The organism is Rubneribacter badeniensis (genome assembly GCF_002899695.1).
Classification (GTDB): Bacteria; Actinomycetota; Coriobacteriia; order Coriobacteriales; family Eggerthellaceae; genus Rubneribacter; species Rubneribacter badeniensis.
Map to the genome: position 1 here is coordinate 1 of NZ_PPEL01000080.1, position 15,762 is coordinate 15,762.

Below are 15,762 nucleotides of genomic sequence, written 5' to 3' on the forward strand. Positions count from 1 at the left end.
CTCGTCCCCCCCTCTCTCTCGCACCCGCCCCTCCTGCGAGCCCTCGCAAAACGCAAAACCGCCCCTTCTCGCAATCGAAAACCCCGCTGCGAAAAGGGGCCGCTTCCACACGGAACTTCACCTCGAAGGCGCACGCGCACCCAGCTGAGGGCACCAGATACCCGCACGCGGCACCCGCCCACAAAACCCGCGAATGCCGCGCGGACGCACGCCGCCGCGGCCGCAACCGCAGCGGCGTGCGCTCCTCTACACCTCCAAGTTCTTGAACGCCTCGGGCACCTCTTTGTAGCCCTTCGACTTCACCGCGCCGATGACAAGGCCGATCACCAGCCACGCGATGCCCACGATGTAGGTCATCGTCGCAAAGCCGGTGAACACGTACACCAAGATGGCGATGCCGATCCACGGGCACACCAGGTACATGAGCACGTCCTTGGCCGAACGGCACCGCTTCTCCTTCACGAAGAAGAACAAAAACACCGCGAAGTTCAACATGATGAACGACGACAGAGCGCCGAAGTTCACGAACTCGGCCAGCGAGCTCATGCGATCCATCAGGGGCAACGCCAAGCACAAGGTGACAACGCCCAGGAAGATGGACGCCACCCAGGGCGTCTGGTACTTCGGATGCACCTTGCCGAAGATGCGCGGGATAACGCCGTCGCGACCCATGGAGTACAGCAAGCGCGAGCTGGCGATCTGCGCATTCATGATGTTGGCGATGCCCACGGCCACGATGTTCACCACGAGCATGATCTTGTAGAAGCCCTCGCCGCCCACGATCATGACGGAATCGAAGAAGCCCATGTCAGGGTCGGTGTTGGCCCAGTCGGGCTGCACGCAAGCGGCAATGTAGGTCTGCGCCACGAACACGACGATGATGATGGACAGCGCGATGATGATGCCCTTGCCGATGTTCTTTTCGGGCTCGTGCGTCTCCTCAGCCAGGGTGGACATGCCGTCGAACCCGAGGAACGACAGCGCGGCGATGGAGATGCCCGCCGCCACGAAGTGCAGGTCGACCTCGCCGGGTTGGTAGATGGGATCCATCGTGAAGCCGTTGGCGCCGCCGCCCGCCAGGAAGGTGCAGCCCAGGGCGATGAACGCGATGACCGCGAGGATCTCCACAACGAAGATCACCCAGTCCACACCGCGGTTCATCTGGATGCCGCGGATGTTGGCGAACGTGTTGAACGCGATGAACACCACGCCCCACAGCCACGCCGGACTACCGGGGATGAGGGCCACGCCCCAGTTCATCACCATGACGATGAGCAGGCCCGGAACCAGGATGTAATCGAGCAGGATGAGCCAGCCCGCCATGAAGCCCACGTGGGGGTTGATGCCGCGCTGCACATAGGAGTACACCGATCCCGCGATGGGAAACCGCTTGCTCATGCGCATGTAGCTCATGGCCGTGAACAGGATGGCCACGAAGCCGATGATGTACACGAGCGGGGTCATGCCGTGGCTGTTCTGCTGGATGGTGCCGAAGATGGACTGCGGCGCGATGATCACCATGAACAGGACGCCGTAGAGCACCACGTCCCACAGTCCCATGCCCCGTCGCAGCTCCTGCTTGTAGCCGAACCGCTCGATGTTCTCCCCCGACGCCTTGGCCGGAGCCTGAGCTTCCTTTGCCATCGCAACACCTCTCTTCTCGTCTCGCGCGACCCTTATCGCGCAGCTGATAATCCCGCGTCTCGCACTTTATCACGATAAAGCGCTAGGCGCGGTATCGTGGACGGCGCTTTCGCGCCGGACGATCCTCTTTGCGCCTCGCACGTTGCGCGGCGACCCCCGCGACACACGACGCGCGCGTTGCGCGGCGTACGCAGCCTTCCGCGACACGCGTTGCATGGTGCGCAGTTTGTTGCGCGCCGCGCAGCGCTCTCGCCACGCACGCTGCACGACACGCAGCCCCTGCGGCGCACGGCGCGCAAGCCGCACGTTGCTCGACAGCCCCACGGCACCGCATCGCGCCGCGACGCACAGCACACCGCAGCCCCACGCTGCCGCCCACCGCCCCCGCGGCCGCAGAGCAAACCGAGCCGTTCGCCATCGGGAAACGAGGCGCGCCGCAAACCGATGAACCAGGCCGCGTCGCGGGTATCCGTGCCGCGGCCCTCACCGCTCTTTGACGCCCATTGACCGCTCGCTCACTCGTTGCCGCCAGCCTACCGCTCGTCAGCTTCGCCGCGCGCAGCTACCCCACGAGCGGCGGGAACCCGGGCAGCTTCGGCGTGCCGATGCGCAGGGACAGCTGCACTTCGCAGGGCTTGCACGCCTGGTTGAGCTCCACGTCGCTTTGTGCGGACATATACATGTACGTCTCCACCGCATCCCAGCCGGTGATGCGCATGAGCAGGCGCTGCAGCTCCTTCGAGGCGTTCTTCAGCGCCTCGTCGAACTCCTGGGCGCTCGCGTTCACGTACCACTTGCCGTGGGGGCCGAACGTCTCGTGCACAGGCCAATGCAGCTCGAAGTCCTTGATGAGCGACACCTTCACCGTGATCTCGGCGGGAATCTCGATGCCCGTGCCGCACAGCTCCGCATCGCCCATGGCAGCGTGCACGTCGCCCATCTGCAAGAGCGCGCCGGGCACGCGCACGGGCAAATACAGACGCGTCCCCTTGGTGATCAGCTTGTTGTCCAGGTTGCCGCCGTGCGCGCCCACGAAGCCGTCGATGACGTCCTCGCCGTCGGGCGCGGTGCCGATCACGCCGATCATCGGGTTGATGGGGAACTTCACGCCGTTGAAGTCGGCCATGCCGTCGCGAATGGGGATCTTCTTCGTGCGGTAGCCCGTCATCTCGAACAAAGGACCGCAGTGGTCGTCGGTGGCGATGGTGCCCTCGTCGGCCACCTCCACCTCGTAGATGTCCACCACGAGCACGTCTCCCGGCTCGGCGCCCTCGACGTGCACGGGGCCGGCGGCCGGGTTCGCGAACCCGTACGTGTAGTCGAGGTCGGCCATCGTCGTGTTCTCGTCGGGAATGCGGTTGGAGAAGCAGTCGAGCGTTTTGAACACGAGCACCTCCCCCGGATGCGCGGTGGCGCACGGCGCGTTGTCCTTCGAGAACGCGTAGACCTGATCGGTGATGACCTGCATGCTGTCCTCCTCGTCTTTGCTGTTGGCGCGTCGGCACGCGAACGCGACGACGCGCGGGGCTTTAGTGCGCGGCGCACGTCGACATGGCGAACGTCAGCGCAGCACGCGACATACGGCACGCGGCACGCGGCATGCGGCACGCAACATGCGGGCACTTCGACGCGCGAGAACGCGACGACGCGCAGACGCGTCTACGCCAGTACGTCAACGCGTCGGCACGCCAGCATGCCAGCACGTCGGCACGCCGATACACCAGCGCCTCGGCACGGCAGCACCCAGATGCCTGGACACCCAAACGCCCAGACGCCAGGCATCCGCGCCGCCTTCTTCCTCGGACGCGCCGACGCGCGCGACGCACGAAACGCCAACCGCGCGCCGCTTGCTAGCAGCGTGCGGCAAAACCTCGTGAAGCATTATACCGCCGCTCGGCGTTTCCGCGCAGAGAGCGCACCTTCCACGCCCACGGCGGCGATGCCTGTCCAGATGCACGCGAAGCACACGGCGTGAGCAAGCGTGAACGCCTCGCCGAACAGGCTGACCGCCAGCACAAGCGCGATGGTGGGGCTGACGTACTGGATGAAGCCGAGCGCCGTCATGGAGATGCGGTTGGCGGCTGCGGAGTACAAAAGCAGCGGAATGGCCGTGAGCAAGCCGCACCCCACCAAAAGCCCGAGAGCAAGCGCGGGAGACGTGACGGCCAGGGCATCCGGCGTGGCGGGCGTGAGCTGCCACAACCACGGCGCCACAGCGCCCACCGCCAGCGCGAGCGCGCCCAGCACGCCCGTCAGCACCGACTCGAACGCCATGCCGGGAAGCGCCGGATAGCCGCCCCGCTTCTTCACCGCGCCGTACGCGCTGAACGACAGGGCCAGGGCGAACGCGATCCAGATGTCGCCGCCGTGCGTCACGATGAAGAACGTCACACCCACCGCAGCCAGCGCCGTGGCCAGCTTCTGCATGGGCGTGAGCCGTTCTTTGAACACCGCCAGGCCAAACGCGATGTTGCACAGCGGGCACAAGTAGTAGCCGATGCTCGTTTCCAAAAGGTGTCCGCTGTTGGCGGCCCACACGTACACGCCCCAGTTGCACGTGACGATGAGGCCGGACGCCAGAAACGTCCGCACGGCACGCGGGTCGCGGAACAGGTGGAGGAACCGCGTGCGCTTTACGAACACGCACAACAGCACCACGAACACGCACGACCACACCATGCGCCACGACAGCACTTCGAGCGCTGGAACCGCCGAGAGGAGCTTCCAGTACACGGGCATGAGGCCCCACACCACATGGCAGCCGATGCCCTCGAGAAACCCGATGCGCCCCGAGCGCGCACCGTCCGCATCCGAAGGCGGCGCAACGGCATCCTGCATGGCGACGGCAGCCCGTGCGCCCTCTCCCTGCGCGACGGCGTCGGCAAGGGATGCCTTCTGCGCGGAGCGGACGCTTCCTTGCGCGCGAGCGGCATCGCCGCAAACGCGCGCGGAGGGTTCGCCGGGGGATGTCTCTTCGCGCATGATGCCTTCCTTCCCTTGCAAAAAATCGGGCCGGAGAAACCTCCGGCCCGATCGCCCTGCGATTTTCAGCCGCCTTTCAGCTGCTGCTCAGCCGTCTACCGACTGCCAAGCAGCAACCTTCCGGCCATCTTTCGGCCTTCGCCGAACCTTATCGGTCACGACGCAATGGTACCCGAACCAGCTTGCGCCCGGCAAGGGCCAGCGCCGCAGCGGCGGCCAACGCCCCGCCAACGAGCGGAGCCGTCGGAGCGGCGTCGCCCGTCTTCACGAGCGTGGCGCCGTCGCCGTCATCTGCCGGCGGCAGCGGCGCCGGCTCCGGGTCGGCCGGGGCGGCGTAGGCGTTCTCGAACACCAAGCCCTCTTCGCCCGCGTTGCTCTCGACCGCGGCGGCCAGGTTGCCCTCGCCGTCGTCGGCCACGGTCACCACGACCTCGTACCTCGCGTCGTCGTAGGTCACGCCCTCCTGGCCGTCGTTCTTCTCGACCACGGCGTAGGTGTAGGTGCCGGCCTCAGTGAACTCGATGGCCGGGAACGCCACCGCGCCTTCGGCGTCGTTCCTCGCCTCGCGGAACACCTTGCCCTCGCGGTCCAGCATCTGGAAGGTGAACTGCCCGTCGGCGAGGTCCGCGCCCTCGAGCACCTTGGCGGCCTGCAGGCTCACCGAGGTCGGGTCGGCGGCGTAGGCGTTCTCGAACGTCGCGGCCTCGGCGCCGTCGAAGCCCATCTTCACCGACAGCGTGCCATCGCCGTTGTCGACGACGCTCGCCTTCACGGTGTACTCGCGGCTATCGTAATCGACGCCGCCAGCCTCGCCCTTCACCTCGCGCAGCGTATAAGTGTGCTCGCCCGGCTCAGTGTAGGTGATGGGCGCGAAGCTCGCCGCGGCGGCCTCGCCATCAGCAGCGGCGGCAGCCGTGCCGGTGGACACCACGGCCTCGGCCCCATCCACGGTCTCAACCAGCTCGAAGCTGAACTCACCCTCGCTCATGTCGCGCCCGGTCAGCGTCTTGCTGATGCTCAGCGCGCCCTCGCCCGTCGGGTCGAACGTCACCGACTCAACCGCGTAGGTGTTGACGAACGTGAACGCTGCGCTCGTGGGACCACTCACGGAAATCGTGCCGTCGCCGTTGTCGGTCACCGCGACCTCGAACGTCTTCGACGCCTCAGGGTCGTTCGTCACTCCTGCAACGTCGCCGCTTTCCGCCACCGTGTAGGTGAAGGTCTTGGTGCGTTGCGCGGACATGGTCTGCACACCGCCTTCGCCGTCTGCGTCGGCAGCAACCGAGCCGGTGTCGCCGAAGACGTTCTGCATGGTGAACTCGATCTTGCCGAAGTCCACGTTGCCGGCGGCGTCGTTGGCCGCCTCGGTCTTTTCAGGCAGAGGCGCTTCGTTGCCGTTCTCGTCCACGCCGCTGATGGTGAAGGTGAACTTGTTCGCGATGTCCGGCGGGGTCAGCCCGTCAGCCGCGTTCAGCACCTTCCTGCCCTGCGCGTGGAACTCGCCCGACGCGCTGGTGCCGTAGGTGTTCTCGAAGTCAAGCGACGTGGTGCCCTCAGGATACACGACCTCGACCTTCAGCTTACCGGTGTTGTCGTCGGTCACCACGACTTCGATCTCGAAGGAGCTCGCAACAGGCGTCACGCCCGCCGCGTCCAAGCCGTCGGTCTTCTCGGCAACCGTGTAGTGGTAGGTGTACGTGTCCACACCGTCAGCAGAAACCTTTTGGGCAACACCGCTTTCCGCGTCCGCGCGCAGCGTGTCGAGGTCGTAGCTGATCTCCTCGAAGGCAATGACGCCGTTCGCATCGTTGGTGCCCGTGGCGACCACCGTATCTGCGTTCTTCACCTCGAAGGTGAACTCGCCGTCGGTCATCGGGCGGTTCGTCAGGCTCTTGGTCGCGTCGATGGAAACCTCGCCCTCGCCGCCCAGCGTCGCGGCGCCGGCGTCGTAGGAGTTCACGAACTTCACGGTGGGAACCTGCGCGGCGGCACCGTCGGTCGCGTACTCGTACGGAGCGCCGTCAACCGTCGTGGTCACCTTCAAGGTGCCGTCGCCGTTGTCGGTCACCTCGATGTCCACCTTGTGCGTGGCCTCGTCGTTGGTGTAGCCGGCCTCGCCCTTCTTGGTTTCGACGATCTCGTAGCTGAACTTCTTGCCAGCATCGTCGCTCGTGAACTCGACCGTCTCGCCGGTGATCAGCTTCACGGGCGCGCCCTCCACGCCCGCCTTGGCAGCCGGAGACTCGAACGTCTTGCCGTCGATGCCCAAGCGGTCCTCGTCGCCCGTGGACTTCACGGTGAACTCGAACTGCCCGTCGGCCATGTCGCGGCCGTTCAACGTCTTGGTCAGCTGCAAGCCGCCCGCATCCACATAGTCCAGCTTAGACTGATACGTATTGGCGAAAGTGCCGTTCTCGACCGTGGCGGTGGCGACCAGCTTGCCGGTGGCCGCGCCGGAGGCATCCTTGTCGGTCACGGTAACCGTCACTGTTGCTTTGTTGGTCGAATACGTCACGCCGCCCAAGTCGCCCTTGGTTTCGGTCACCTCGTACACATAGGTGCCCGCCTTATCGAAGGTGATGTCACCGAAGTTGAAGGTCGCCTTGGTGTCGTCGCCCTCGACGTTCGGAGCGCTCACCTTCACGGTGTTGCCGCTGGTCGGCATCGGAGCACCCTCGGTCACGGCGCTAATGGTGAACTCGAACTCCTCGCCATCCCAATTCTTCCCCGTGAACACCTTGGTCAGATCGCCCGTCCAAGTCACACCCTCGTTGACGCCCGCTTCGTACGTGTTCGTCCACATGGTGTTACCAGCGGTCTTTACCGACGTGCGCAGCGTGCCGTCGCCGTTGTCCGAAACGGTCACGGTGTAGGTAACCGTATGCGTGTCGTACTTGATGCCGTTCAGGCGACCGTCTTCGCCCAGCTCTCCGGGCGCAACCTCGCTCACGCGATAGACGTACTCACCCACCGTGTCGAAGGTCAGATCGCCGAAGTTGAAGGGAGCAATCGTACCATCCTCGTTGGTCGGCTCGCTCACCGTGACGGTATTCGGACTCGGCATCGGCGCATCCACGCCCTCGGGTGCGCTCACGCTCTCCACCTCGAAGGTGAAGCTGTCGCCGCCCTCGCCCGTTTTCCACTCGCGCCCGGTGAACTGCTTGAAGCCGGCAAAGCCGTCTTCGGCGGGCATCGTCACCGGTTCGGTCGCATAGCTGTTCTCGAACGCAACCGTGTCGCCCTCGGTGCCGTCAACCTTGGTGACGAGCTTCAGCGTGCCGTCGCCGTTGTCCTCTACGGTGATGGCAACCGTATGCTCGGACTTGTCGTAGGTGATACCGAAAGTTTCCTCGCCCTCGGCGGGCACCTTCTCCTTCACCGCATAGGTGAAGGTCTTGCCGATGTCGTCCTGAGTGAAGGTCAGACTGCCCAGCTTGCCGGTCATTTCGCTGGCCACACCGTCTGCCGTGCCCTTGTCGTTGGTGAACTCGGCATCGACCGCGGGCACGGCGTGCGCCTCGTCGCCGCCGGTGATGGCGAACGTGAATTCACCCGCGCTCATATCGCGCCCGGTCAACGTCTTGGCGACGGTCAGGGCACCCTGATCGCTGTACCGAGCGCTGGCCGTGTAGTTATTGGCGAACTCGCAACAATCGCCGTCGACATATGTGACGTTGGCAGCCAGCTTGCCGTCCTTGTTGGGGTCGGTCACCTCAATGGTCACCTTGCTGGTGTGCCCGTCGTAGGTGACGCCCTTCTTGTCGCCCGCAGTCTCCGTCACGTCAAAGACATACGTGCCGGGCTTGGCAATGGTAATGTTGCCGAAATCGAAAGCGACAGCCTCATCCTTCTTGCCACCGCTCACAGAAGCGGTGATGCCCTCGCCAGTTTGCTCGACAAACGACACCACGCCATCAGCCAGAGCAGCCTTGGTGGCATCATCAGCGCCCACCAGCGTGAAGTTGAACGCCTCGCCTTCCTGCATATCGCGCCCGGCCAACGTCTTGGTGCCGCGGATAGCGGCATCGCCGGTGAGCGTCAGCGATTCGGTCTCATAAGAATTAGTAAATTCAATCTGTGTAGCATTGTCGTCGTACACAACCACGGGCGAAATAACGCCCTCGTCGTTAACCGTAACGGTGACCTTGACGGTATGGGCAGTACCGTCGTAGGTCATACCGTTCTCAATATACTCACCATCAGTGGTGGTAATGGCCTCGGACACCGGCTTCCACGCACCGTTAACGTCAACAACCTCAACCATTTCGTACGTATAGGTTTGCCCAACCATAGCTGCGGTAAGCTGAATGTCGGGAATGAGGATACGCGCCTGTTGGGTATCGCTTGCCAAATTGCCCAGAATGACCGAACCGTCAGCCTCGGGCGTTACATCCTCCGGCATGGGTGCCTCGGAGGCATTGTCCCCAACAGCCTTGAGACGGAAATGGAACATATTAGCGGTCAGCGGGTTAGCACCGGAATCATCGGTGTAGACCTTGCTCGCTTGCGGAGCCCAGTTGTTCACCTCGGTATTAAACGTGTTGGTGAACACCGCAAGCTCGGCCAAAGTCGGCTGCTCCATCTGCGCGCCGCTATCAAGGTTGGTCTGCTCAACCTTGATGTCAGACGCCATCGTGCCATCACCCTTGTCGGTAAGGTTGATGGTAATCCTATACACGGCACCCGAATAGCTCATACCGGGAATACGGTCCTCACCTTGGGGCGCACGCTCCTGAATGGTGTACGTATACGTACCGGGCTTCGTAAAGGTGATGTCCTCGAAGTTGAACTTCACCTGCTCGTCTGCCTTCGCGGTACCGCTCTTGACGGTGATCTCGGTCTGGTAGCCATCGGGAATATAGGAGCCGGCAAGCACGAAGGTGAAGCTGTCGGATTCCAGCCAATCGCGCGGGGTCAGCACCTTGGCGCCGTCGAGGTATTCAGAACCCGACAACGCGAATTCCTTGACGCTGTACTTGTTGGTGAACGATGCCTTGGAGGCTTCGCCGGCGACGATGGTGCCGGTCGCGCCATCGGAAGCGGTCTGCTCGAAGCCTTGAGGCATAGTTTCAGCGTCCGTATTTTCGGTCACGATGTAGCTCGCACCCGCAGGCAGACCGACGACCTTCAAAGTCTCATCGGCTTTCAGGGTGAAGGTCGAGCCGTTTTTGATTGTGAAAGCCGGACCAACAGGGTCGCCGTTCTCGCCGTAAACCTGCGCGCCATATTCACCATCGGCGTTTGTCAGATTGACAGTGAACGGGAAGCTCGCATTTTCCGGGGCCGTTACGCCCTCGGCGCTCTCCACCTTCTTGGTCACTTCAAGCGAGCCGGGGATGTCCACCGTCAGCTTGCCGTTGTTGCCCAGCGAGGTGGTGATGAAGCCCGGCGTCGCCGACCAATCGGGCGACAGATAGCCCGAAGCGGTGCCGGTAACGTTCTCGGTTTTGTCGGCGACCAGATCCTTGATGCGGTTGGTCTTTTGCGTGCCTTTGGCAATGCCCACGCCTTCGGACGTGTTCACCAGATGGTCGAACTCGGTGGAGCCAGCCGGGATTCGGACGTACTCGGTCTTTTGCTCGGCGCTGCCGCCCTCGTTCAGCACGAAGTATTCAAGCTTGTAGTACGCCTCCTGGCCGAAGCTCCAGTTCTGCTGCGTGGCGGGCGTGGTGCACTGCGCATCGGTGTAGAGCTGAGCGTCCTCCGTGAAGTAATAGAAGCTGTTGGTTGCCGCCGGCTGGAACTCGGCCGTGGTGTTGCCGTATACGCTCTCGCCGTCCCACAGGTTGGAGTAGAAGTTGGCGGCACCGTTCTCAACCTGCGCACCAACGTAGGTGTCAGGGTCGCTCATGTCTACGCTGTCCACCAGCCCGACGGAGTAGAACACGCGCATCGGGTACGCCTCGTTTACGCTGCCCTTATAAGTTCCGTTCTCGCCATCGATATGGAAGTTGCGAAGCGGGATGACGCTCGCAGGAATTTTCACCGTCACGGTGTCGCCCTGCTGAGCGTAGTTGTCGCTCTTCTTCACTTCAACGATGATGTCGCTCAGGTCGGCATCCGGATAGATGCCGCCGTTCACCTGACCGTTATACGTCCAAGTGCCGTTACCGTTGTCGGTGGCTTTGAATGTCTGGCCGCCGTACACGAGGTCGTTGAATCCCTTGACCTCCATGTAGGCACCTAAGGTGTCGGTGAAGGTGATGTAACCGCTCTTGGTGGCGTCATACCCACCGGTGCCGCCCGTCTGGGTGGGATACTGCGCCTCGGTTTGAATCTGGTCGAAGATGTCCTCGAACACCTTGTTCAACTGCTCGGCATCGGCGGCCGCGAAGTAGAACTCGCTGTCCGCAGCGCGCTCGCCCATGTTGTTGGTTCTGTAGCCAGTTGCATTGGGATAGTTGCTCGACATGGCGTGCATATAGCGGTTTGTGTTGCTTTCCAAACTTTCGGCATCCGCACCGCTGAAAATACCGATCGTATAAACAGAAGTTCCGCCATCTTTCAGGTCTTTTGCGCTTTGAATGGCGCTGTTCGCCACGTCTCCGTCAAAGCCGTCCCAATGGTTCGGCTCGCCATCGGTGAAGAAGATGACCACTTTCTCGGCATCCTCGCGCGCACCGTCGAGGCCATATTGCCTATCGCCGTTCAGCAAACGCTGCGCATGCTCCATGCCGTAGTCGGCACTCGTAGCACCCGCCGCATCAAGATCGCGCACGGTATTCTGCAGCGAGTTCATATTGGTGGTGAAGTCGCTCACAATCTGGGAGTAGTTGTAGGTGGCAAACCAGCCATCGTTATAGGTGTCGTCACCAATTGAATTGCTGTTGTTGCCGGCGAACTTCACAAGCGATATACGGGACTTCAGATTGTCGCTCGCATCGGCATTCTGCTCGGCCGCGCTGGAAATGAAGTTCTGCACCGCGCTTTTCAGCGCGGAAATCTTCGTTTGAGTGTTCTGGCTCCGGGTGTAGAACTGCACATGATTCTCATCGGTGTCGGAAGCGCTGCTCTTCGGAGTCACATTGTGAGTCTGCTCATCCCACCACGAACCGGTGGTGTAGTGCCATCCGTCGCGACGGCTGTAGCTGACTTCGACGTACTCGCCATCAACAAGTATGTAATACGTGCGACCGGTATTTAGGTTATAGGCCTCTTGATAGTTGTAGGAGGTCATGCTGTCGTCCATCGAGCCAGACATGTCGAGGACGAGGACGATATCGAGGGGTTTTTGGGAACCGCTCACAGCATTGAGCGAAGAGGTGGAGGAGAGGGCAGAAAGCCCCACGAGGAAGTCAGAACCATCGGTTTTGTTGATGGTGACGCTGTCGCCTATGTCGCCCGAAAGCGTGAAGCTGTCGGTTGACACGGACTTGTCCGTCCAAATGCGCCCGATATTGGCGGTGTTATCCTTGGCGTGCCCCTCCCACGTGGTGAGGGTGCTGCCGTCCGCAGTTGCCTTGCCGCTCGCCGCACCCTCTCCGGCAAACGCCAAACTGGGAGCGAGGGTAAGTGTCAAAGCCACTGCCGCCAAGCAGGCGATTAGCTTAGAACGACCCCCCCCCCTGTCTCACTTTTACCGCCCTACCTGACATAGCTTGCTCCGTTTCTCGCTCTTGGTACTTCTCTCGCGGCGCGCAGAGACGCCGCGTCTTTTCACGCATACATGTCCGCATTGTACAAAAGAAACAGCAGCAAAAGTGCAACACAACGTACTTGGCGAAGGAAAGGAAAAGGCGCGCGGGCGCGCACTTGCATACTGGATGAAGGCCTTTGATCAGGATGGAGACGGCAAAATACCAATCGAAAGACTCATTAAAACGACCCCCCCCCCATCGGCTTTTCCATAGAATCTCCATTTACGTTCGGACGATTTTCTGTTGGGATCACGCTAGCTTCATGTTGGCTTCGCGTCAATCCTTCATCGGCTCCGCATCGGCCCCCGTCAGCTTCGCGCTAGATTCGCGCCGCTTCCACGTCAGCTTCGCGTCGGATTCGCGTCGAAACCGCAGAAAACATGCTGCGAAAGATCGTAGCGCGGCGCCTCTCGAGCGAGCGACATCAGGAGCCGACGCTCCCCTCCGATGGCAGCGGAAGAACCGGGCACCTACGCTTCCCAGCACGAGGACGGTGTGTTCGTGGCCCCCATCCGCACGCTGACGCGCTAGCGGCCAAGCGCAGCCGCTTCACCGCCAGCGCGCAAGGTTGTCCGGCACCACCCTCGACGGCTTCTCGATGCCGGCGTCGCCAACGGGGCTCGCAAGCTTCCGCTCGAACATGTTGAACTCGTCGATAACCTCGGGCACCTCGAACACGCGGTTGCGCCCCTGCGCCTTCACCGGCCTCACCACGCCTGCCTCCACACACCGCTCCACCGCAGCCGACACCGCGCTGAAAGCACGCGCCGTCGCCTCGCTTGCCGCGCCCACGGTGAAAAGCGGCATGCCGACAAGCTCGTCGATCAGCAGGTCAAGCGCCGAGTTCTTCCGCACCGGCCCAAGCCTCTCCCGCCACGAGCGCCGAAGCCGCCGCGCGCTCCTCGAAAGCCGCCGCCTCTTCGCACGCCGTCAGGCAAGCGCCCGCGAAGAACGACACCCATTCATTGACGCCTTCCCGGCCGCCATCGCCCACTTCGGAGTCGACCGCGCGGAAAGCGGACAGCCCTTGGATATAGCTTTTCGAGCGGGTTGCCATAACAAGCGAGATGGGCGGCACGAAATTGGCGGCCGATCCCCGTCGGCGCAGAACGAGGTGGATGAGCGCCCGACCCGTGCGACCGTTCCCGTCGATGAACGGATGGACGGCCTCGAACTGCGCATGGGCCAAGGCGGCTTGCACCACGGGCGACACAACCCATCGGTTAAACTTTGGCCAAAACATCGGTTACAATGTGGACAAAACATCGGTTATAATGCGGACAAAACATCGAATAGAATTAAAATCCCCTCATGCGTGTGACAAAAGTGCGTGTGACAAAAGGACGGGGATCCTGTCACGCCCTAAGAGACGCGCGATGCCCCACCGCCTTTCAGAATGCAACGGAATACCCGCTTCTACTCTTCCCTACTCTTCCCATCACGACTTGCGTAAAGTGTAATGCTGAGACGGGTCGTTCGAGTGGGAGCCGTGCCAAACGAGCAAGCCCTTGCCCACCAGTGCCTTAAGCACCGATCTGGATATCTTGGCGCTGCGCTGCAGGTGATCGGAAAGCTCCTTTACGGTTATTCGCCCCTTGCCGTAGACGTATTGGATGGCAGCCAATTCGTACTCGTTCAGGGATCCGTACACTTCCTGCCCCATGTCGCCCACCATAGCATCATGCTGCCTCAGCACGCGCGAAGTAATGCTGTTCTCAAGCGTGAGCTGCACCGAAGCATCATTGGGTTCGGAGAAAACAGGGTCGTTCAAGAAGAAGCTTGCCATTTCGTCGTAAATGCGCTGAACGCCCTCGTTGAGCTCACGCACCCATCCGAATTCCACCAACGTGCGCGCAACGCTCCCCGTCGCAACGCACCCCGCGCCGCGCACGCCGACGCTCACACCCAGCTACCCCAATCCCAGCCACACTGTGAACTTCGGCACGTAGCCCATGATGAAGATGACGACGATCAGCGCCGGGATGCCGTACTTCAGCCACACGCGCGACCATGCGGGGAACTTCACGCCCTTGCCCGCGTCGGCCTCGGCCAGGAAGTTGTCCCAGCCCCAGCCCTTCTTCGTCACGCAGAACAGCACGTACAGCAAGCTGCCCAGCGGCAGCAGGTTGTTCGACACGATGAAGTCCTCCAGCGACTGGATATCGCCGATGGCCGGCACCGTGGCACCCGACAGCACGTTAAAGCCCAGCGCGCACGGCAGCGACAGCACCGTCACCAGCAGCGCCGTGCGGATGACGGCGGTGCGGCGGCTGATGCCCCACTTGTCCATCGAGAAGCTGATGAGGTTCTCGAACACCGCGATGATGGTGGACAGCGCCGCGAAGCTCATGAACACGAAGAACAGCGCGCCCCACAGCTGCCCGAGCGGCATCTGGTTGAACACGCTCGGCAGCGTGATGAACACGAGCGACGGGCCCTCGCCGGGGTTGACCGAGAACGCGAAGCACGCCGGAAAGATGATGAGGCCCGCCGTGAGCGCCACCAGCGTGTCAAGCCCGCAGATGCGCAATGCCTCGCCCGTGAGCGAGCGGTCCTTCCCAATGTAGCTGCCGAAGATCTCCATGGCCGAGATACCGAGCGACAGCGTGAAGAACGCCTGGCCCATCGCCGCGTACACGGCCTCGCCGAAGCCAGCCCAGCCGTTCTCGAACATCTTGGAGAAGTCGGGGACGAGGTAGAATTCCAGCCCTTCGCCCGCGCCCGGAAGCGTCACGCTGCGCACCACGAGCGCGGCCATCACCACGAGCAGGCACACCATCATCACCTTCGTGATGCGCTCCACGCCCTTCTGCAGCCCCAGGCTGCACACCAGAAAACCGATCACGATGACCACGAGCATCCACCCGATCAGCTCGCCGGGGTTCGCCAGCATGGTGCTGAACACGCCGGCTACCGCGTCGGAATCCAGCCCGTTGAACGTGCCCGTGCCCATCTTCACCACATACGACAGCATCCAGCCGCCCACCGTGGTGTAGAACATCATGAGGATCATGCAGCCGATGTAGCCCCACCACGAGAACCAATGCCACCGCCGCGAGGGCTGCAAGGTGTCGAACGCCTGCGCGCAGCTTTTCTGGCTGGCGCGGCCCACGGCGAACTCCATCACCATGACCGGCAGACCCAAAATGACGAGGAACACCAGGTACATGAGCACGAACGCCGCGCCGCCGTACTCGCCGGTGATATAGGGGAAGCGCCACACGTTGCCGAGGCCGATGGCGCACCCGGCGCTGATCAGGATAAATCCAAGCCGCGAACCGAATCGCTCGCGCTTGACAGCATCGCCGCCCGCCCTATCGCCTTCGCCCATACCACATCCTTCTCCCGAAATCTTGCACAAAAGCGTCACGATTATAACGTGAGGAGGCGCGGTTGACGGGAAAAGATCGAGAGCGGAACCAACGCACGGCAGAACACGAACGACGTTTTGCGCTCCGTATTCACGCGCCTTTGCCGCCAGCACGCACAGAAAAACCGC

The 15,762-nt window shown here is 62.4% G+C and carries 8 protein-coding genes; all 8 read right to left on the minus strand.

Annotated elements, in window-relative coordinates; all coding sequences use genetic code 11:
• Positions 1-246 precede the first annotated feature (246 nt).
• A complete protein-coding gene (locus C2L80_RS10925) occupies positions 247-1,644 on the minus strand; it encodes an APC family permease (protein ID WP_087197200.1) in 1,398 nt (465 codons plus the stop codon).
• A 562-nt stretch (positions 1,645-2,206) separates the two neighbouring features.
• Positions 2,207-3,112 (minus strand): acetamidase/formamidase family protein, encoded by a 906-nt coding sequence (locus tag C2L80_RS10930; RefSeq protein ID WP_087197198.1) that lies wholly within the window; start codon positions 3,110-3,112, stop codon positions 2,207-2,209.
• Positions 3,113-3,525: 413 nt separating this feature from the next.
• A complete protein-coding gene (rarD, locus tag C2L80_RS10935; protein ID WP_087197196.1) occupies positions 3,526-4,626 on the minus strand; it encodes an EamA family transporter RarD in 1,101 nt (366 codons plus the stop codon).
• Positions 4,627-4,774: 148 nt separating this feature from the next.
• Positions 4,775-12,145, minus strand: coding sequence for a Spy0128 family protein (locus tag C2L80_RS10940; protein ID WP_129589948.1), 7,371 nt, complete (start codon positions 12,143-12,145; stop codon positions 4,775-4,777).
• Positions 12,146-12,812: 667 nt separating this feature from the next.
• A complete protein-coding gene (locus tag C2L80_RS10945; RefSeq protein WP_087197193.1) occupies positions 12,813-13,118 on the minus strand; it encodes a hypothetical protein in 306 nt (101 codons plus the stop codon).
• Positions 13,096-13,467 carry a Fic family protein gene (locus C2L80_RS14600; RefSeq protein ID WP_157941072.1) on the minus strand — a complete coding sequence of 124 codons (372 nt, stop codon included), beginning with the start codon at positions 13,465-13,467 and terminating at the stop codon, positions 13,096-13,098. Before C2L80_RS14600 ends, C2L80_RS10945 begins: the two co-directional genes overlap by 23 nt.
• Positions 13,468-13,701: 234 nt before the next feature.
• Positions 13,702-14,166, minus strand: coding sequence for a hypothetical protein (locus C2L80_RS10955; protein ID WP_087197189.1), 465 nt, complete (start codon positions 14,164-14,166; stop codon positions 13,702-13,704).
• A gap of 6 nt (positions 14,167-14,172) precedes the next feature.
• A complete protein-coding gene (locus tag C2L80_RS10960; RefSeq protein ID WP_087197187.1) occupies positions 14,173-15,594 on the minus strand; it encodes a sodium-dependent transporter in 1,422 nt (473 codons plus the stop codon).
• Positions 15,595-15,762 lie beyond the last annotated feature (168 nt).